Genomic DNA, 19,621 nt, shown 5'->3' with positions numbered 1-19,621 from the left:
CACAACATTCCACTGCTTCACAGCCAGTCATGCTGCAGATCTGCAATTACCGCAGCCGGTGCAGATAATGAAGCTCTGCTTCATCCGGCGCATCCTCCGAAAGCACCGCATGAATGTCCAGGATCATGTTTCCAAGTCCCATGGTCTCCTGGAACATATTTTTTCCGGTACACCAGACATTTCCATTCTTTACTGCCTTAAAATCAGCCAGCAGCGGACTCTTCTGCAAAAGCTCATCCAGCGTTTGCAGTTCCCCGTCTATGGTGCTGTTGTAGATCAGGCAGTCCGCGTCTTTTGCCTCCGCGTAAAAGGTTTCCATCTGCATGTTCATAGTGGAAAGGGCATTCTCGTCTGCGTCCGCCGTCTGAGGCACATAGCTTCCTCCTGCCAGTTCGATCATCTTTGCTACATAGTCTCCTGGCTTTCGCACATTCACCGCGCCGTTGGAGGTGATGTAGAAGAAAGCCGCGCTCTTTCCGGTAGACTGATCTGCCAGAACTGTATCCAGCTGCTGCATCTGCTCTTGAAAAAGCTGCTCTGCCTTTTCTTCCTCATCAAACAGCACACCGTACAGGCGGATCCACTCCATTCTTCCAAGGGGATGCGCCTCATAACTGGAACGCTCCACAAACACCGGGATCTTCAACTGCTCCAGCTGCGCCTTCACATCCGGCACATGATAGATCATGGTCGATTCCAGTGCCAGATCACAGCCCGAAGAAACAATCTGCTCATAATCCGGCGCGCTGTATTTGCCCGCGTAGGTGAGGGTTCCTTCTTCCATGGCCTCCTTTGCGGCTTCCACATACCAGCCGGACTCCTTCGTTCCTGACAGCGTAATGCGGTCTGTGCGTCCCAGTGCCGCGATCAGATCCATAGCCGACGTCGCTGCCAGATACACATGATCCAACGGCTTCTGCAAAACGGTAATGGACGCCGGAAGTCCCTCCGGCACGGCAGCCTCCTCTGGCACCACCAGATAAGTACTATCATCCTGCACCTGGATCAGGTCATAGCCGCCGTCATAATAATCTACAGAAAACTGCTTCGCGTAGGAAAGCTCCATGCTGCGCTCCGGCTTCATGTCGCTCCAGACCGGTGCAGACACGGCACGGCCAGACTGTCCTGAACCATCCTGCTGCAATTCACCGACAGAACCGTTCCCGGATTTGCCCGCATCCTGATCCGTATTTCCGGCTTCTGCAGCCGCCTTTCGAGCATCCGCCGCATTCTGCTCCGATTCCGTCCCCGATCCCGACACCCTGCCAGTACCGCAGGCCGAAACTCCCGCCGCCAGAAACACCACCAGCGCACCAGCCAGCACGCTGCGGCGCAGCCACATATTTCCACGTTTTCTCATATTCATCCTCACTCTGTAACGCGATTCACACGCCGTGTCATCTGCTTTCTCATTCTGCCTTAACACTTGCAGAATCAAACAGCAGCGTATATTCAATCTCATGTGGCGTACTCATAGCTGTGGTATCTGCCGCTACCGACATCTTCCGGTCGAACACCGTCACCGGAATTTCAAACACCGAAGTTTCTCCACCCTGATTCACCGGGAGAAATTTCTCCTCTCCAACCTTCATGTAATCATAATTTGGGCTGCTCCACACAACCTCCGCAACCGCCTTCTGATCCTTTACGGTAAGCTTCGCCGGAGATTCCACGCTCACTTTACCGGAGCCTCCCTCCATGGACACCGCCACGGTATAAGTGCCATCTGCCAGTCCCAGACTCTCTGCGGTCACCTGAGCCGCATCCTTCAGTGCATCCGCCGGAAGGGAATCCGCGCGGAACACCAGGACACGGTCATACCATTTTTCTTTCTTCTTGCTGAAGGCAGCGCAGTCCAGTTCCTTGTCCAGTGCCTCCACCGGAACCGTAAAATGATGGCTTCCATCCCCGTCTTCCTCAAAGGGGATCATCTGAGCCTCTGAAGCCTTCGCGGCTTCTTCCCCGGTTCCCATAAAAAGCTTTAAGTAACCGGTACCACCCATCTTCATATCAGCTGTCATCTCACCGTCTTTTACGGTCAACTCACATGACTCAATCTTAAACATACTGGAACTGGAGTCCACCTGAATCTGGTACACGCCATCTTTTAACTCTGATCCGGCTACCGGCGTCATGCCTTCTGTCCCGACGCTCTGCTGCGCCGCAGTCTCATCTGCCGCAGCTACATCGGCATCAGCACTCTCCTGCGAACTGTCCTTCGCATCCTCACCATCCTTCTGCGCGTCCTGATTCTCTGCTCCATCCGCGTTTCCAGTCTCCTCCGATACCACAACCGGCTTTCCGCCCTGTGCGGGCAGTGTCTCTGCCTGATTTTTTCCGCCGCAGCCTGCTGCCAGAATACTGCTTACGCATACTGCTGCCACAATTCCATATATTTTCTTTCTCATATTTTTCATCCCTATCAAAACGGGCGGCCGGAATTCCATCCGCCGCCCATTCTTTCTATCTTTTTTAATAATTCTGATTACTTCAGGCTGTCGATGGCTGCCTGCGCATGCTCAACAAACAGCTGCTGGATCGGCTCTAACTCGCCTAAGCCGCGTACCAGACAGGTTACATCGTAACCAGCCTTCTCAAACTCAGTCTTCCAGGAGCCATCCTCATCGCCTGCCATATCGTTGTTTGCATGGTCACCAGCAACGATCATGAGCGGCTCAAGAACAACCTTCTTGTACTCGCCCTCTTTAACTTTAGCGATAACATCTTCCAGGCTTGGCTCCGCCTCTACGGTACCTACATAGTAATGCTCATAGCCCTCAGAAGCAAGCATATCCTGCATCTTTGCGTAAACAGCGTTGGAATCTGCCTCGGTGCCATGGCCCATGAAGCAGATTGCGGTCTCTCCGTCATCGTACTCAGCGGTAGCCTCCGTAATTGCCTTAATCACTGTCTTGAAATCATCATCACTGGTTAAAAGCGGCTGGCCGATGGCTACTTTATCAAATGCGTCAGAATACTGTGCCACTTCGTCTGCAAGATCGTTGTACTCCAGGCCGTTCATCAGATGGGTCGGCTGGATAACCAGGGTCTTTACTTTATTGTCAACGGCACGCTTTAATGCCTCATCTACGTTATCAATCGTTACATCATCTCTGGATTTCACATGATCAATGATGATCTGACTGGTAAAGCCACGTCTTACAGAATAATCCGGAAATGCCTTTTCCATTGCGTTCTCGATCGCTCCGATGGTAAGACGGCGGCTGTCGTTGTAGCTGGTTCCGAAGCTCACTACCAAAAGCTCCTGTTCTCCGATCTCATCCTGATTTCTTGTGTTGTCCATAGATGCATCTCCAGTATCGTAATTTTCTTCGTCTTCCTCCTCAGCCGGAGTTTCTTTGGTCTCAGCCTCGGTAGTTTCCTCTGCCGCCTCAGTCGTAGTTTCCTCCGCTGTGGTTTCCGCTTCTTTCTCTGCCTTTCCCGCACAGCCTGCCATCATCGCAGCAGAAAGCGCAGTCACTGCAAATAATGCTGTCAGTGTTCTCTTCTTCATGATACGTCCTCCTCTAAAATGGTATGGTGTAAAACCATCCGTACTGACACTATCGATTTTGGAATACCCGGAACATACCACGAACAATGGCCCTGAACAACCCTGAGAAAATTCTGAAAAGATCATACGGCACGACCAAGTCCTCGTGGTCTGGAATGCTCCTGTACCAACAACCGGCAGGTTTCCTGGCTCGCAGCTCAACACACATAAGATTGCCTTCCCGGTCTCCAAAAACCAGTGGCTGCCATGCCCCTCCGGCATGCGCATAATCCAATGCTCCCTGCTTACAGTGACGAGATCGCGCAGGTCTTCCACCTGCTTCCCTTTTACCCTGAGTCCGCATTTTGCGGTCCCCGGCACCGATTGCCCTATTTTCGATATGCATCCATCATACCATTCCCTCAGAGAAAAGGCAATGAAAAAGCCTTATTTTGTTGCTGTTCACGCGTTGCGCAAACAGTAACCTTATTTTCTCAATTCCGCAATTCTGCGGTTCAAGGTACTGCGGGAAATAGAGAGCCTGCTGCAGATTTCCTTCTGGGTCTTTCCTGCATCCAGCAGCTCCCGTATTTGTTTCAGCTCGTACGCCCTGGAGGAAATGTCCGGAAGTTCTGTTGCTGCATGCACATATCCATCATGCAGCACCGCCATTTCCAACTGGATATTCAGTTCGTTAATTTCCATCCTCATCAGCCACTCATAATCCGCAGGCGCTATGGTTGCTGCCGTCCTGCTCTTTTTGTAAATGCGGCAATAGTAATCCAGCATATTTTCCGTATAGCGCAGAAAAAGTTCCCGGTCTGTGTGAACCGTATGGGCCGGACGCAGGCTCTGCCCCTGCATGATGTCATACAACCTCTGGCTGAACAGTCCGGCCTGACACCGCTCCTCCAGATCCTGATCCGTGCAGAAAACGATCCGTACCGGCTCCAGGTCTCTCTGTTTTTTCCGATTCTCGATCACCTCTGCCAGACGCTCCTGGTAGTAGATCTGCATCCGCTCCGGGTAATTGATGATGATAGTCCCGTCATGGATATTTTTCAGCAGCCCGTCCTCGCCAAACAGATATTCACACAGATAATCCTGATAAATGCTGGAGCTGTGCATGATCAGAATATCCTTCAGCTTCCGGCTGGATTCATTGTGGATCGCCTTCGCCACCAGCTCATTGATCTCCGCATCATCGGTATTCACCAGAATGATATTGCGGTTCTCCCGTGCATAAGTTCTGGCCCGTTTTAACAACTCCATATCGCAGATATCCTCCAGAAAATCAAAGGTAATGTAGCTCCCGTTCGTAAACTGTACGGATTCCTTCTGGATTTCGCTGTATTTGCGGAAGGTAAACAGCATAGAAGCACCGTGTTCATGCTCATAGATTGGCTTGATGTTGATGATGCCGTAAAAATGATTCCGCTCAATGGCGGCTTTCATCATTCTGTTCTTCCGCTCCTGTGTGCGAAACGTCTCCTGAATGGCCTCATAAGGAAACAATTCCTGGATTCGTTTTCCGAGAAGCGGCTCCGTGATCCAGAACAGCTTTCGGAAGGACTCGTTGGCAAACAGGATATTTCCATAAAAATCGGTGTAAACCAGCGCCGTATCATTGGCATTCAGGATTCCTTTTAATTCATCATTTTTTTCTTCTATAATCCGTGAATACTGGCTGTCCGTAATCTTGGAAGCAATCAAATCGGCCATGCTGTGCATAAATGTGACCGTAGAATTGATTTTTTTAAACAAGGCTTTTCCTCTGTCCTTTGGTAAAATCAGGGCAATCACACCTATGGTCCGGTGGTCCAGGCGGATCGGCACACCCACAAAGGATTCCATCTTACAGACAAGATATTCCGGACACTGCCTGCAGCTTTCCTTGTCCCGCTTATGCTCCAGCAGGACGTCCTGATTATCATAAAATACTTCCGCCATCAGCGAGCCGATTTTAATATCCTGATACAGGGAAAAATACTGGAACGCACTGCCGATCACATTCATGTCCGCATCCGTGATAATAACATCGGTTTCCAGGACATCTGAGATAGCCCGCGCGAAATCATTAAATTCTGTCTTTAACTCACCCTTATACTTCATAACACACCCCACATCATGCAGAAAGGTCCGGAAAAGCACCTGCACGGCTTTTCCGGACCTTCCCAAGGACCTCATCCTGTTATTTTGTATACTCAGCCGCGATCTTGCGGATCAGCTCTAATCTCTCCGGAGCAATGTCAGAAGAGATGGTGCAGTCAGCGCCGATTGCAACGCCCTTTGTACCTGCCTCATCGAGAATCTTCTTAATCTCAGCTCTTAACTCTTCCTCAGTTCCGGTATAGAGGATGCTTCCCTCTGCGTTGTCGAAGCCACCGATTACCGGCTTGTCGCCAAGGATCTTCTTGCCTTCGCCAAGGGTGATGCCCTCAGAATATACAGCCCAGTTGTAAGCTGCTACCGGATAATCTTTGTACCAGCTTAAGTTGTTGGTATATTTTCCGTATCCGCAGATATGAAGGATAGTCTTATTGGAAAACTCATTGATGTAATTTAATACATCCAGATCCAGCGGCTCTACCAGTTTCTTGTGGCCTGCGTGGGTCAGCATCTTATCCTGTACGCACTGTACGCTGTAGTAAATGCCGTCGATGGAAGTCTCCTCAAACAGCTTCTTAACCAGGATCTTGGTATCCTCTGCGATGCATCTTGCAGCCTTCTCCATAACCTCCGGGCTCTCGTGGAACAGTCTTACGAATTTCTTGAAGTCCTCATCGTACTCCTCGAAACGAAGTCTGATGTACTGGAGCGGGGAGAAGATGTTGTAGTATTTGTATACATCATCACCGGCATGCTCGCAGATCTCTTTCACATACTCAACCTGCTTGGTAATCCACGGATGATCCGGTCCAACGGACTCTACCTTGTCCAGATCCTCAACAGAAGTGATGGTCTTGCGGCATACAGACGGATGACCGAAGAAACCATCGGACATGATCTTTAAGAAATCCGGCTTTACCTCGTCGATGTACTTTTTCTGTTCAGCAACTACGGTGTTGTAGATTTCCGGATCTGCTCCGCTGTAGTGGTTATGGAAAGATACGAAATGATGCCAGAAGGCAACCGGTACTCTCTCCTCAGTCTCGTTATTTAAAAATGCGTCAATTACCGCTTTTCTATCGTCTTTCATACAATTCTCCTTCTCTTTCACCTGTCTGGAAATCCAGTGGATTCTTCCGTCATTGATGTTGTTCGGAATGGAACAGTCAGCGCCCATGATGTAGCCGCGGTGTCCGTTTTCCTTAATGAGCTGGTCCACAAACTTGCAGACTTCCTCTTCGCTTCCGCTGTCGATCAGGGTCTGTGGGTTATTATCAAAGCCGCCCAGTACGCATTTACCCGGGAACAGCTTGCGGCCTTCCTCAATGGTAACGCCCTCTGTGAAAGTTGCCCAGTTGTAAGCCTTTGCCTCGTAATCCTGATACCAGCTTAAGTTGTTTTTGTGATGCGCGTATCCGCAGATATGGAGAATATTGTAATCACTCAGCTTATTTGCGGTCTCCAGAACGCCAATCTCCGTCGGGCGGATCAGGCGGTCATAGGTTTCACGGTCATACATGCTGCTCTGTACATTCTGTACGCAGTAGTAAATGCCGTCCAGCTTTGTCTCGGTCAGAAGCTTTGTTACCAGGATCTCCAGATCCTTCTGAATCTCCATGCCGGCCTTGTGAAGCTCCTCCGGGAAATGCTCTGCAAGATATACAAAGCGGTCATATTTCAGGTCATAAAAGTCCAGACGGATACGAATAACCTGCAGCGGCGCGAACACATTGTAGAATGTCATGACCTTATCGCCAAACAGGTCTACCAGGCGGCGCACATGCTTCACCTGCTCCGTGATCCACGGATGATCCGGGCCGATGCTCTTGATGGCAAGAAGATCTTCCGCGGTCTCCAGGTTGTTGTTCATAACCGGCGGGTAACCCATGAAGCCCTCATTCATAAGCTTCATCATATCCGGCTCGATGGTCTCAAAATAGCGTTTGTGGCCTTCTACGATCTTGTCTAAGAGCTCCGGACGCTCCAGTCCCTGGAACTGGTCCTTTCCAAGTACAAAGTGATGCCAGAATCCCATCGGGATCCGGTATGTCTCTTTATTGTCCATGGCATCTTTCAGAAGCTGCCTTCTATTCTCGCTCATATATACTGTGACTCCTTACTTTTATTATTCAGTGATCTTTCCTGCTGCGTAATCCATCAGGGTAGCGATCTGGTAGGACATGGTAACTGCGCCCGGGTCCAGATGGCCCAGTCCGCGGTTTGCCTGATAGCTCGCGCGGCCCCGGATTGCTTCCATGTTCTTGGTATTCTCGGCGCCGTCCTCTGCGGCCTTCTTTACCTGCTCGCATAACTCTGCAGTCGGGGTTCCGTTTGCCAGGCACTCCTCGTATTTCTTAACGGCCGGTGCCAGGGAATCGATCATGGTCTTGTAGCCTTCCTTTGCCTGTCCTCTTGCGACAATGGCATCCAGCATTGCTTTCAGGACCGCGCACAGGTCAGCGTCATGAAGAACATCTTTCTCCTTTAATACCTTTGCGGCTGCAATGTAAGCGCTGCCGTACAGTACGCCGGAGGAACCGCCGATGACAGACATCATGATCTTGCCGATTTCCTTGAACTCATCAGAAAGTCCCATAACTTCCAGACGGTCGATGTTCTTTACCAGATTCTCAAAACCCATGTTGATGTTGGTCCAATGGTCTCCGTCACCGGTAACACTATCCAGCTCGGTGATGTAATCACCTTTGGAATGGATCAGGTCGTATGCCAGTTTGATATATTCTGCGTAATCCTTTGCGGTTAAAGTAAAGCTCATCTCTTATTCCCTCCCTCAGATCTTCAGTGCCGGGGTGTCACACGGAGCATCCAGCAGTTCTTTCAGTTCATCATCCAGTTTCATCAGGGTAACCGATGCACCGGTCATGTCAATGGAGGTGCAGTAGTTGCCTACGAAGGTGCGGTATGCCTTAATGCCCTTCTCCTCCAGGATTTTCTGTACTTCCATGTTCAGGATGTAAAGCTCCATCAGAGGAGTTCCGCCAAGTCCGTTTACTAAAACCGCAACTTCGCTGCCGGAATAATCGTAATCGTCCAGAATGCGGCCTACCAGGATCTCTGCGATCTCTTTTGCGGTCTTGATCTTGGTGGTCTCAATACCCTTTTCACCATGGATTCCCATGCCGATCTCAATCTCATCGTCCGCAATCTGGAAACCAGGTTTGCCGACTGCCGGAAGGATACAAGGAGTCATGGCAACGCCCATGGTGCGGATGTTGCTGATTGCCTTCTCTGCTGCCGCTTTTACCTCAGCCAGGCTTGCGCCCTGCTCTGCCTTCGCGCCTGCGATCTTGTGTACGAAAACAGTTCCCGCAATACCTCTTCTGCCGGTTCCCTCTTCTCTGTCCGGAACTGCGACATCATCTTTTACGACAACCTGGGCAACCTCGATGTCATCCATCTCTGCGAGGTCTGCGGAAAGGCCAAAGTTCATGATATCACCGGAATAGTTCTTGATTACCATCAGTACGCCTTTGCCGCAGGAAACCTGCTCAATAGCACTTCCGATACGGTCCGGGCTCGGGGAAGAGAATACGTTTCCGGAAATAGCAGCATCCAGCATGCCCTTTCCTACAAAGCCTGCGTGCAGCGGCTCATGGCCTGCGCCACCGCCGGAGATGACTGCAACCTTATCGGTCTTTTTCTCTTTTCTGCTGATGACCTCCATCTTTGGTGTGTAAACCAGCTTATCCGGATAAGCTGCCTGCATGCCCATCAGTGCCTCACTTACTACATCAGTCGGATTGTTGATAATCTTTTTCATAACATACATCCTTTCATAGTTTTTGCCTTATGCCATACCGAGATAAGCTTTCTTTACCATCGGATCGTTTGCAATGTCGCTGGCCTTGCCAGACATACTTACGAGACCATTCTCCAGTACATAGGCTCTCTGGGAAACCTGAAGCGCCATATTCGCGTTCTGCTCGATCAGAAGAACCGTAACCCCCTGTTTGTTGATCTTTTCGATCATGCCGAAGATCATCTCTACAAAGTTCGGAGCAAGTCCCAGGGACGGCTCGTCAAGCAGGATCATCTTCGGGTTTGACATCAGTGCCCTTCCTACGGCCAGCATCTGCTGCTCGCCGCCGGATAAGGTACCGGCCAACTGCGTGGTACGCTCTTTCAGACGCGGGAATAATGCGTAAACCCTCTCATAAGATTCCTTAATCTGATTCTGGTCTTTTACGATGAACGCGCCAATACGCAGGTTTTCTTCTACGGTAAGCTCCGGGAACACCTCACGTCCCTCAGGAGAAATGCCGATTCCTGCTTTTGTCATTGCATGCGCAGGTACATGCGTGATATCTTTTCCGTCAAATGTGATCTTACCGCTGCTCGATTTCACGATGCCAACGATAGAATTCACAAGCGTTGTTTTTCCGGCGCCGTTACTGCCAATGAGGCAGACGATCTCGCCCTCATTTACTTCCAGGCTGATTCCCTTCAGGGCATGGATCGCGCCGTAATTAGTATGCAGATCCTCAATCTTTAGCAGCATTATTCGAACCTCCCAGATATACGTCGATAACCTTCTGATTCTTTGCGATCTCTTCCGGAAGTCCTTCCGCGATCGGTTTGCCATGGTCGATTACGTAGATGCGGTCTGAAATATTCATAACCACGCTCATATCGTGCTCGATCATCAAAACGGTATAGCCCTGTTTCTTAAGGAGCCGGATAAATTCCATCAGCTCATGGGATTCCTGTGGATTCATTCCGGCTGCCGGCTCATCCAGCAGAATCAGCTTTGCGCCGGTAGCAATCGCGCGCGCGATCTCCAGCTTTCGCTGGTCACCATAAGGCAGGTTGGAAGCGTAATCATCTCTTCTGTCATAAAGCCCTACTTCCTGCAGAACCTTCAGCGCATTGTAGGTGATTTCATCTTCCTCGTCCTTAAATTTCTTTGTTCTGAAAATAGAAGAAAAGAAATCGTACTTTGTTTTGATATGCGCGCCCACAAGCACGTTCTCAATGACCCGCATATCCGAGAAAAGCCGGATGTTCTGGAATGTTCTGGAAATACCCTTTTTTACAATATCTCTGGGGTTCATGCTCTGGATTTCTTCACCCTTGAACCTGATCGTCCCCTCATCAACCTTATAAACACCGGTCAGCATGTTGAATACTGTAGTCTTACCTGCTCCGTTTGGTCCGATGATACTGATGACCTCGCCCTCATGAACCTTGAAGCTGACGTTCTCTACCGCAACAATACCGCCAAATCTTTTCGTTATTCCGTTGACCTCTAATAACAAATCTTCTCTAGCCATTGTGCCTCCATCCGTTGCCAGTTCGTTCTTTTTATGCGTTTGCTTCTTCGCCGCTTAACTTTGCCTGAACCTTCTTTGATAATTTGTAAGGTAAAGAAGATTTCCAGCCCAGCAGTCCTTCCGGACGGAAACGCATCATCAGGACTAAGATTACTCCATAAAGAACGAAGCGGTATTTCATAAGGCTTCTTGATACCTCCGGGAAAGCAACCAGCACAATTGCGCCTACATACATGCCTCTGAGGGTACCCATTCCGCCTAAAATAACGATACTTAAAATCAGGGTTGAAACATCGAAGTTGAATGTATTCGGATCGATATAACCGATCAGGGAGGAATACAGCGCTCCGCCCAGTGCGCAGATCATAGCGGAAATGACAAACGCCAGGATCTTGTAGCCTGTGATGTTGATTCCCATCATGGTGCTGGCCATCTCATCGGTCTTGATTGCCCGGAGTGCTCTTCCGGTCTTGGACTGGATGAGGGACTTACAGAACAGGGAGATCAGCACGATCAGGATCAGGATCAGAAAATACATTCCGTTGTTTGCCACGGTCAGCTTGATTCCAAAAATCTGCGGCTTCGGGATATTTTTGACGCCCAGAGTACCGTTGGTCACGCTCTGCCAGTTCATCAGTATCATCTTGACGATCTCACCAAATCCCAGGGTGATGATAGAAAGGTAAGTTCCGGTTACACGTAAGGTCGGCAGTCCGACTAATACACCGATGACTGCTGCCACCAGCATGCCTGCCAGCATAGCCGGGAAAAAGGACCAGCCAAGCGTTACGGCCAGGAGTGATGCCGTATACGCGCCGATTGCGACAAATCCCGCATGGCCCAGGGATACCAGGCCGGTATAACCGGTCAGGATGTTAAGGCCGAGACCCAGAATCGCGTAGCATCCGATTTTTGCGACTACCGTCAGAAAATACTGGTTCTTTACCACAAACGGCAGCGCAATAAGAAGAACAGCCAGAACTCCCCAAAGGATCTTTGCGTTCTTCGCTGTAAACTGTTCGAACGAAGAAAGCAGTGTACTATTATTTTTTTTCATCTTTATCCTCCAAGTTTCGTCACTGTGTCTTATACCTTGGTGATGCCCTTCTTACCAAACAGGCCGTTCGGACGAATGATCAGCACCAGGATCAAAATGATAAACGCTACAGAATCGCGGTAGGTAGAACCGAAGAAGGTAACTGCCATACACTCGGAAACACCGATGATCAGACCGCCCAGGATTGCGCCCGGCAGACTTCCGATACCGCCAAGAACCGCAGCCGCGAATGCCTTTAAACCTGCCATGAATCCCATGTTCGGGTAAACGATCTCATAGTAACCGCCGACCAGAGCGCCTGCAAGGGTTGCAGACACACCTGCCAGGAAGAATGTAAAGCTGATAACAAAGTTTACATCGATTCCCATCATCTTTGCTGCCTTTGCGTTCTGCTGGCTGGCTCTCATTGCCAGGCCGATCTTGGTCTTAAATACAATGAATACCAGAATGAGCATCAGCACGACAGAAACCACACACATCATGGTCTGAGTCATGGTGATAGAGATCCCGCCCAGTTTTACCATGCCGTAGCCGAAAATGTTCGGGAAGTTTCTTTTCTCAGAACCAATGAAAACGATCAGAAGGTTGGTGATGATATTGGAAATACCGATGGTGGTGATCAGGGACGCGATAGGCGGTGAACCTTTTTTACGAAGCGGTTCCAACGCGATCTTATCGATCATGATTCCCAGCGCGCCTGTTACTAACATACTTAAGAGAATCCCCGGTACAATGCCGAATTTCATGCTGACAATGAATACCATTGCGATTTCTGCTCCGAAAGCATAAATGGAACCATGTGAGAAATTGACCAGTCGAAGGATTCCGAATACGAGCGAATAGCCTACTGCTATTAACGCATATCCCATTCCCAGGGCTAAACCATTAAAAACCTGTTGAGCAAGCATTTTGGCTCCTTTCAATGATACAGGGAGCAGGAAAGCACGCTTTCCTGCTCCCTTAGATGTACTTACATGGATTGTCGCTTTTGTTTATTTCATTTTCACGAACTTACCATCTTCGATGGTTACTTTTACGAATTCCTTATCTACATCACCGTTGGAGTCAAACTTGGTCTGACCGGTAACGCCCGGATAATCAACTTTGTAAAGCTCATCTTTTACTTTATCAGACTCGGTGGTACCTGCATTTTCGATTGCGGTAAGCAGCATGCCTACGGAATCGTATGCCTGAGAGGTCAGTGCAGACGGTGCAGCTCCATAAACATCGGTGTACTGTTTTACATATGCCTGAATCTCAGGATCATCAGAATCTGCGAAGAAGATAACCGGGAAGCATACGCCGTTTACTGCGCTTCCGCCCAGCTCCAGGAGCTGCTGGCTGTAAGCGTTGGAGAACGCGATGATGGAGACATCCGGGTTAACCTGTTTGTACTGTTTTGCAACCGGTGCTACCAGGTTGTACATACCACAGCAGATAACTGCCTCTGCGCCAGCGTCGTTCAGTTTTGCAATTGCTGCGGAGTAGTCATCAGAACCTTCCATAACTTCCTCGTGAGCTACTACGGAAACGCCCTGATCACTCATGCCACTGATGATGTCGTTGATGATCTTGGAGGTGTTGGTTCCCCAGTCAGTCATGATGGAGATGATGCCGATTTTCTTCTTGCCAAGGTCATTGACTGCGATATCTACACTTGCGCCGCCCTCTTTGGAAATAACGGTGTTATTTCTGAAGATGTAGTCACCGATGGAAGAATAATCCGGGTGAGAGGAAGACGGGGAAATCTCAATAACGCCATTCTCCTGATAAATCGGAGCTGCTGTCATACATACGCCGGAAGCGAAATGTCCGATCACGCCGGCAATGTTGTCTTTGTCGGATACGATCTTCTGTGCGATGGTGGTTGCTTCCTCGGAAGTGTTCTTGTCGTCGTACTCAACGATTTTTACTTCTCTGCCAAGGCATCCGCCGTCCTCGTTCCACTTCTCTGCCATTAACTTTGCTGCGTTGGCGAAGCCGATACCGTACTCAGAGTTATCGCCGGTCATCGGTGCTGCTACCGCAATGGTAATTGGATTGGAAGTGTCCAGATCACTGCTTGCGCCCTCTGCTGCGGATGTGTCAGCTGCTGCCTCTTCCTTCTGTGCTGCAGTGGTATCCGGAGTGCTGCTGCTCTGAGAACCGCCGGAGCAGGCTGTTGTAAGTGCCATAGCTGCCGCGAGTGTCAGTGAAACTGCGAGATTTCTTTTCTTCATACTTTGTTCCTCCTTATTTTATGGATCTTGTTGTCCAAATTTTCATTTTCGATGTTTTAATTTTACAATTTTACATCAATAATGTCAACGTTGTTTGTGCATCTTGTTTGGCTTCGTGGTTTCTGTACGGTTTTCATTTGTTTTATTTGCATAATTTATTACATTCTCACAAGGTTCTTTCCTATGTTTGTCTCATTTTGAGACATGGTGGATCATGGGTCCGTAAATGAAAGCGGCTATTCTTCAATGAATGTTCCTCCTGTCCTGTCATTATGAAAAAAACCGCCATGCTCCCGTTTCCAGAAGCATGACGGCATTGTCTCCTCGCTGCAGTTTTCAATTATGTCAGACAAATCAAAATTCATCGTTGTATATTTTATACATCATTTATTTTTTTCTGTCAAGAATTCGAGGAGTAAATTATTGTCTTTCTATTTACCTACCAATTTACAGGTTTTTGTTTCCGAAACCGGCCCTTTCCATTCCGGTTCCCGGGCCAGTTTCCGGATGTACGTAATGACCATTGCCGCAGCAACCATTAATGATGTTACTTCGGCCACGGGAGTTGCCCAGGCCACACCGCGAATTCCGAATACATGGTTAAACAGGATCATAAACGGCACATCCACCGTTCCCTTGCGCAGCATGGAAAGAATAATCGGCTGTCTCTTTTTTCCGGTGGCCTGAAACACGGTCAGCGCAAAAAACGTCATGGTCGTCATGGGACTGGCAGAACAGATGATGCGCAGGAACCGGCAGCCATAGGCTACCGTCTCACTGTTGTCGATGAACAGCCTGCTCACGGCAGCAGCCTGTGTATACAAAAGCACCGCAATGGCCAAAGCCACGCCAAGGCTGAACACAAACAGGGCACGGATCGCGTCCAGCATGCGCTTTTTGTTCCCGGAAGTATAGTTATAGCCGATGAGGGGCAGCGTTCCCTGGGTAATCCCCTGTCCCACGGCAAACGCCAGCATATTGAGTTTTTTTGCAATTCCCATTCCCGCTACAGCCACACTGGAATAACCGGCAATGATATGATTGAGCACGGTATTGGAAACCGTACCCATCATGGAAATCAGGAAGCTTGGCAGTCCTACGCTGATGACCTCCGCCGGAATGTGTTCCCCAAGCGTATACATTCCCGGGGAAAGCGTCAGCACGCTGACACCCCGTATTTTCCAGATAAATGCCAGAAAATAGAACATGGCCGTGGTGTTGGAAATCAGTGTCGCAACCGCCGCTCCGGTGATCTGCAGATGCAGTCCGTAAATGAACAGCGGATCCAGCACCATGTTCAGAATGCCGCCAAATGCCACGCCAAAGCTTGCCTGCCTGGAATATCCTTCTGACCGGATCAGATGAGCCAACGCCGGATTCATGACCGTTGGCAGCGCGCCCAGACCAATTGTCCAGAATAAATAGGAAGACGCCATGTCACAGGTTTCCTCATTGGCTCCGAGAACCGGTAAAAGCACTGGTCTTCCAGCCAGAACCATCAGGCCATACAAAACAGAAACCGCTGCGGCTGTCCAGATACAGAATGCGCCGCAGCGCGATGCCTTTTCCTGCTCTCCCCCGCCCAGAAAACGCGAGATCAGGCTGGCGCCGCCCACACCAAACAGGTTGGAGAGTGCCGTCATAAACATAAACAGCGGCATGGCCAGCGTTGCTGCTGCCACCTGTTTCGGATCCCCCAGCTGGCCGATAAAAAACGTATCCGCCATATTGTAAATGATGGTAATGATCTGACTCACCACAGTTGGCACAGCCAGTGTCAGGATGGCCTGGGCCACCGGCATACTGCGAAACAGTTCCTCGTTATTTTTTCCTTTTCCCATGTTAAGAGCACCTCTTTTCTCCCTGCTTCAGGCTGTCTATGTAACACTGCACCGCAAAATGAAAACTGTCCTCCACCGATGCCGGATAGTGGGAAAAGAATCCCTGCTCCTCCTGAGACACAAACCCGTGAACAATGGCCCTGAACAGCCGACGGAAATGAATGTTCTCCTCTTCCTTTAAATGAAACTCTTCCAGCATCTTTTTTAAGGGATCTGTAAACAGAACCGCAGCGTCATCCCGCACCTGCTGATTTTTTGCTGACATGCTCATGATCAGTCCGTACAGCTCCCTGTGCTCCTTCGCAAACCTGCGGTATGTGTCTGCCAGCCGGCGCACTGCATCTTCCCCATGCGCTCCTTCCATTGCCTGCATCTCCACCTCTTTCTGAAGGCACAGGCCATACCGGCATACCTCCGCCAAAAGTGTCTCCATATTATCCACATGATTATAAAGCGATGCCGTCTTTATCCCCAGGTCCTCCGCCAGAAGCCGCATGGAAAAGGCTTCCCTGCCCTGTTTTTCAATCAGCTCCGCCGCTGCCTTTACCACAGCGTCCGGATTCAGTCCTTTGTGCGCCATATTTTGTTCCCTCCCGCAAACTAATAATATTAGTTTTATTGTAGACTAATATTATTAGTTTTGTCAATATCTGATTATCCTTCGGGGCATATGTTCCGCAGCTCACGCAATTCTCTCGGCTCCTGTTTTTCCTGGCACACAAAAACGCCCCGGACGCGTTTTATATCGCATCCGGGGCGTTCCCATTTTTCTGTATTTTATTTTCCGTAGTAAGCTCTTAAGTACATTTCCTTAATCTCGCTCATAAGCGGGTATCTCGGGTTAGCGCCGGTGCACTGGTCGTCGAATGCCTGCTCTACCATAGCATCCAGAGTATCCAGGAAGTACTTCTCATCTACACCGTACTCAGCAATGGTCTTCTTCACGCCGACTGCAGCTTTTAACTCTTCGATCTTATCAATGAGCTTCTTCACAGCTTCTTCATCATTCTTTGCCTGAATGCCTACGAAGCGTGCGCACTCTGCGTAGCGGGCCATGGTGTGCGGATACTGGTACTGGGAGAAGGTTCCCATCTTTCTCGGGCACTCAGCAGAGTTGTACTCTACTACCAGAGAAATCAGCAGCGCGTTTGCGATACCGTGTGGCAGATGATGGAATGCGCCAAGCTTGTGGGCCATGGAGTGGCAGACACCTAAGAATGCGTTTGCGAATGCCATACCAGCCATGCAGGAAGCGTCAGCCATCTTGCTTCTTGCCTCTACGTTGCTGCCGTCATTGTATGCAGTCGGCAGATACTCGAATACATTCTTCATAGCCTTTAATGCAAGGCCGTCGGTGTAATCAGTTGCCATAACAGAAGCATATGCCTCCAGTGCGTGAGTCAGAACATCCACACCGGATGCGCTGGTCAAGCCCTTCGGCTGGCTCATCATGTTATCGGTATCTACGATGGACATATTCGGAAGCAGCTGGTAATCTGCCAGCGGATACTTCACGCCGGTCTCCTGATCGGTGATAACCGCGAACGGAGTCACCTCGGAACCAGTACCGGAGGAAGTCGGGATTGCTACAAAGTAAGCTTTCTCGCCCATCTTCGGGAAGGTATAAACACGTTTCCGGATATCGATGAAGCGCATTGCCATGCCCTGGAAATCTACTTCCGGATGCTCGTACATTACCCACATGATCTTGCCTGCATCCATTGCAGAACCACCGCCCAGCGCGATGATGACATCCGGCTGGAACGCAGTCATAGCCTTAGCACCCTCAATGGCATTTGCCAGGGTCGGATCCGGCTGTACGTTGGAGAAGCACTGGTAAACAATGCCCATCTCGTCCAGTTTATCGGTAATCGGTTTTGTATAGCCATTCATGTACAGGAAGGAGTCGGTTACGATGAATGCTCTCTTCTTGCCCATGACATCTTTCAGCTCACTTAAAGCTACCGGCATGCAGCCTTTCTTAAAATATACCTTCTCCGGTGCGCGGAACCACAGCATGTTTTCTCTCCTCTCAGCAACAGTCTTAATGTTCAGCAGGTGTTTCACGCCTACGTTCTCAGAAACAGAGTTGCCACCCCAGGAGCCACATCCCAGTGTCAGGGACGGAAGCAGTTTGAAGTTGTACAGATCACCGATACCACCCTGGGAAGACGGAGTATTGATGAGGATACGGCAGGTCTTCATGGCTGCTGCGTGCTTTGCCATCTTCTCTTTCTCGTTCAGATTGATATAGAGGGAAGAAGTATGGCCGTAACCACCATCCGCAACCAGACGCTCTGCTTTTGCGATGGCCTCATCAAAATTCTGGGCTTTATACATTGCCAGAACCGGAGACAGTTTCTCATGTGCGAACTCTTCACTGATATCTACAGACTCAACCTCACCGATCAGGATCTTGGTATCCTCCGGAACGGTAACACCAGCCATCTGCGCAATCTTGAAAGCGCTCTGGCCTACAATCTTCGCGTTCAGGGAACCATTGATGAGGATTGTCTTTCTTACTTTCTCGATCTCATCCGGTTTTAAGAAGTAGCAGCCGCGGTATGTAAACTCTTTCTTAACTGCCTCATAAACCGGTGCGAGAACCGTTACAGACTGCTCAGATGCACAGATCATACCATTATCAAAGGTCTTGGAATGGATGATGGAGTTTACAGCCAGCTTGATGTCTGCGGTCTCGTCGATGATGGCCGGAGTATTTCCTGCGCCTACGCCCAGAGCCGGTTTACCGGAAGAATATGCTGCCTTTACCATGCCTGGACCACCGGTTGCCAGAATGATATCTGCGTCCTTCATAACGGTGTTGGTCAGCTCCAGGGACGGAACATCGATCCAGCCGATGATGCCCTCCGGTGCTCCAGCCTTTACAGCTGCATCCAGAACCACCTTAGCGGCTGCGATGGTGCAGGCTTTTGCACGCGGATGTGGGGAAATGATGATGGCGTTTCTTGTCTTTAAGCAGATCAGGGTTTTGAAGATTGCTGTGGAAGTCGGGTTGGTAGTCGGGATAACGGCTGCAACCAGGCCAATCGGCTCTGCGATCTTTTTGATACCATATGCCTTATCTTCTTCAATCACGCCACAGGTTTTCATATTCTTATATGCATTGTGGATGTGCTCTGCTGCGTAGTTGTTCTTGATTACTTTATCCTCTACAACGCCCATGCCAGTCTCTTCCACTGCCATTTTCGCTAACGGAATACGCATCTGGTTTGCTGCAATTGCTGCTGCATGGAAAATCTTATCAACCTGCTCCTGAGTGTAGGTAGCAAATACCTTCTGTGCCTCACGCATAGCGGCCATCTTTTTTTCCAGTGCCTCTACGTTGTCGATGATTTCCGGAACTGCTGTCATCTCTTTCTTTGCCATGTTTTCTTATCCTCCAACGGTTTTTAAATGGGGTTTATAAACTTCTTGATTTTATTGATATTTCTTTAACAATTGAACCTGTTAGTATTATATCACTCGTTAAATAATTGTCAATATTTTTATTCTTATTTTATGATCTTTTTTCTGTACATATTTTGTATACAAAAAACAGGCAATAACAGTCAGATGCTTCTGCTGCTATTGCCTGTTCACTACACTTT

Annotated in this window: 15 protein-coding genes and 1 riboswitch; all 15 genes read right to left on the bottom strand. The window is 49.4% G+C overall.

Features of this window, described 5'->3' with window-relative positions:
• Nucleotides 1-46: 46 nt before the first annotated feature.
• The 15 genes from WMO41_RS11715 to adhE all read right to left on the bottom strand — a co-directional run bounded on the left by WMO41_RS11715 (nt 47) and on the right by adhE (nt 19,400).
• The gene (locus tag WMO41_RS11715; RefSeq protein WP_349229897.1) at nt 47-1,360 is read right to left on the bottom strand and encodes an ABC transporter substrate-binding protein; all 1,314 of its coding nucleotides are present in this window, start codon (nt 1,358-1,360) and stop codon (nt 47-49) included.
• Between the two features lie 49 nt (nt 1,361-1,409).
• Nucleotides 1,410-2,408 (bottom strand): hypothetical protein, encoded by a 999-nt coding sequence (locus WMO41_RS11710; protein ID WP_349229896.1) that lies wholly within the window; start codon nt 2,406-2,408, stop codon nt 1,410-1,412.
• A 77-nt stretch (nt 2,409-2,485) separates the two neighbouring features.
• Nucleotides 2,486-3,514: a sirohydrochlorin cobaltochelatase gene (locus WMO41_RS11705; RefSeq protein ID WP_349229895.1), complete on the bottom strand. Its 1,029-nt coding sequence runs from the start codon at nt 3,512-3,514 to the stop codon at nt 2,486-2,488.
• A 158-nt stretch (nt 3,515-3,672) separates the two neighbouring features.
• Nucleotides 3,673-3,893: riboswitch (cobalamin riboswitch) on the bottom strand.
• Between the two features lie 86 nt (nt 3,894-3,979).
• Entirely contained in the window at nt 3,980-5,605 is a 1,626-nt protein-coding gene (locus WMO41_RS11700; protein ID WP_349229894.1) for a sigma 54-interacting transcriptional regulator, read from the bottom strand.
• Nucleotides 5,606-5,684: 79 nt separating this feature from the next.
• Nucleotides 5,685-7,703 (bottom strand): uroporphyrinogen decarboxylase family protein, encoded by a 2,019-nt coding sequence (locus WMO41_RS11695; RefSeq protein ID WP_349229893.1) that lies wholly within the window; start codon nt 7,701-7,703, stop codon nt 5,685-5,687.
• A 24-nt stretch (nt 7,704-7,727) separates the two neighbouring features.
• A complete protein-coding gene (gene dhaL / locus WMO41_RS11690) occupies nt 7,728-8,378 on the bottom strand; it encodes a dihydroxyacetone kinase subunit DhaL (protein ID WP_349229892.1) in 651 nt (216 codons plus the stop codon).
• A 15-nt stretch (nt 8,379-8,393) separates the two neighbouring features.
• A complete protein-coding gene (dhaK, locus tag WMO41_RS11685) occupies nt 8,394-9,383 on the bottom strand; it encodes a dihydroxyacetone kinase subunit DhaK (RefSeq protein ID WP_349229891.1) in 990 nt (329 codons plus the stop codon).
• Nucleotides 9,384-9,410: 27 nt separating this feature from the next.
• Nucleotides 9,411-10,118 (bottom strand): ABC transporter ATP-binding protein, encoded by a 708-nt coding sequence (locus WMO41_RS11680; RefSeq protein ID WP_494338458.1) that lies wholly within the window; start codon nt 10,116-10,118, stop codon nt 9,411-9,413.
• Nucleotides 10,105-10,893 (bottom strand): ATP-binding cassette domain-containing protein, encoded by a 789-nt coding sequence (locus tag WMO41_RS11675; protein WP_177292546.1) that lies wholly within the window; start codon nt 10,891-10,893, stop codon nt 10,105-10,107. The genes WMO41_RS11680 and WMO41_RS11675 overlap by 14 nt, the downstream gene beginning before the upstream one ends.
• 31 nt (nt 10,894-10,924) lie before the next feature.
• Nucleotides 10,925-11,950 (bottom strand): branched-chain amino acid ABC transporter permease, encoded by a 1,026-nt coding sequence (locus WMO41_RS11670; RefSeq protein WP_349229889.1) that lies wholly within the window; start codon nt 11,948-11,950, stop codon nt 10,925-10,927.
• A gap of 29 nt (nt 11,951-11,979) precedes the next feature.
• Entirely contained in the window at nt 11,980-12,858 is an 879-nt protein-coding gene (locus tag WMO41_RS11665) for a branched-chain amino acid ABC transporter permease (protein ID WP_177292544.1), read from the bottom strand.
• An 84-nt stretch (nt 12,859-12,942) separates the two neighbouring features.
• The gene (locus tag WMO41_RS11660) at nt 12,943-14,169 is read right to left on the bottom strand and encodes an ABC transporter substrate-binding protein (RefSeq protein ID WP_349229888.1); all 1,227 of its coding nucleotides are present in this window, start codon (nt 14,167-14,169) and stop codon (nt 12,943-12,945) included.
• Between the two features lie 431 nt (nt 14,170-14,600).
• Complete coding sequence (locus tag WMO41_RS11655) at nt 14,601-16,010, bottom strand: MATE family efflux transporter (protein ID WP_349229887.1); 1,410 nt, start codon at nt 16,008-16,010, stop codon at nt 14,601-14,603.
• Nucleotide 16,011: 1 nt separating this feature from the next.
• The gene (locus tag WMO41_RS11650; protein WP_177292542.1) at nt 16,012-16,590 is read right to left on the bottom strand and encodes a WHG domain-containing protein; all 579 of its coding nucleotides are present in this window, start codon (nt 16,588-16,590) and stop codon (nt 16,012-16,014) included.
• Between the two features lie 197 nt (nt 16,591-16,787).
• The gene (gene adhE / locus WMO41_RS11645; RefSeq protein WP_349229886.1) at nt 16,788-19,400 is read right to left on the bottom strand and encodes a bifunctional acetaldehyde-CoA/alcohol dehydrogenase; all 2,613 of its coding nucleotides are present in this window, start codon (nt 19,398-19,400) and stop codon (nt 16,788-16,790) included.
• Nucleotides 19,401-19,621 lie beyond the last annotated feature (221 nt).

Source organism: Ventrimonas faecis (assembly GCF_040096075.1).
GTDB classification, from domain to species: domain Bacteria; phylum Bacillota; class Clostridia; order Lachnospirales; family Lachnospiraceae; genus Brotaphodocola; species Brotaphodocola faecis.
The sequence above is the reverse complement of the archived record's forward strand: the minus strand, read 5'-3'. Positions and strand labels throughout refer to the sequence as shown.

Excerpts from the sequence above, each read along its gene's own strand:
- WMO41_RS11715 (WP_349229897.1), bottom strand. The coding sequence starts at position 1,360 with ATGAGAAAACGTGGAAATATGTGGCTGCGCCGCAGCGTGCTGGCTGGT.
- WMO41_RS11710 (WP_349229896.1), bottom strand. The coding sequence starts at position 2,408 with ATGAGAAAGAAAATATATGGAATTGTGGCAGCAGTATGCGTAAGCAGT.
- WMO41_RS11705 (WP_349229895.1), bottom strand. The coding sequence starts at position 3,514 with ATGAAGAAGAGAACACTGACAGCATTATTTGCAGTGACTGCGCTTTCT.
- WMO41_RS11700 (WP_349229894.1), bottom strand. The coding sequence starts at position 5,605 with ATGAAGTATAAGGGTGAGTTAAAGACAGAATTTAATGATTTCGCGCGG.
- WMO41_RS11695 (WP_349229893.1), bottom strand. The coding sequence starts at position 7,703 with ATGAGCGAGAATAGAAGGCAGCTTCTGAAAGATGCCATGGACAATAAA.
- dhaL (WP_349229892.1), bottom strand. The coding sequence starts at position 8,378 with ATGAGCTTTACTTTAACCGCAAAGGATTACGCAGAATATATCAAACTG.
- dhaK (WP_349229891.1), bottom strand. The coding sequence starts at position 9,383 with ATGAAAAAGATTATCAACAATCCGACTGATGTAGTAAGTGAGGCACTG.
- WMO41_RS11675 (WP_177292546.1), bottom strand. The coding sequence starts at position 10,893 with ATGGCTAGAGAAGATTTGTTATTAGAGGTCAACGGAATAACGAAAAGA.
- WMO41_RS11670 (WP_349229889.1), bottom strand. The coding sequence starts at position 11,950 with ATGAAAAAAAATAATAGTACACTGCTTTCTTCGTTCGAACAGTTTACA.
- WMO41_RS11665 (WP_177292544.1), bottom strand. The coding sequence starts at position 12,858 with ATGCTTGCTCAACAGGTTTTTAATGGTTTAGCCCTGGGAATGGGATAT.
- WMO41_RS11660 (WP_349229888.1), bottom strand. The coding sequence starts at position 14,169 with ATGAAGAAAAGAAATCTCGCAGTTTCACTGACACTCGCGGCAGCTATG.
- WMO41_RS11655 (WP_349229887.1), bottom strand. The coding sequence starts at position 16,010 with ATGGGAAAAGGAAAAAATAACGAGGAACTGTTTCGCAGTATGCCGGTG.
- WMO41_RS11650 (WP_177292542.1), bottom strand. The coding sequence starts at position 16,590 with ATGGCGCACAAAGGACTGAATCCGGACGCTGTGGTAAAGGCAGCGGCG.
- adhE (WP_349229886.1), bottom strand. The coding sequence starts at position 19,400 with ATGGCAAAGAAAGAGATGACAGCAGTTCCGGAAATCATCGACAACGTA.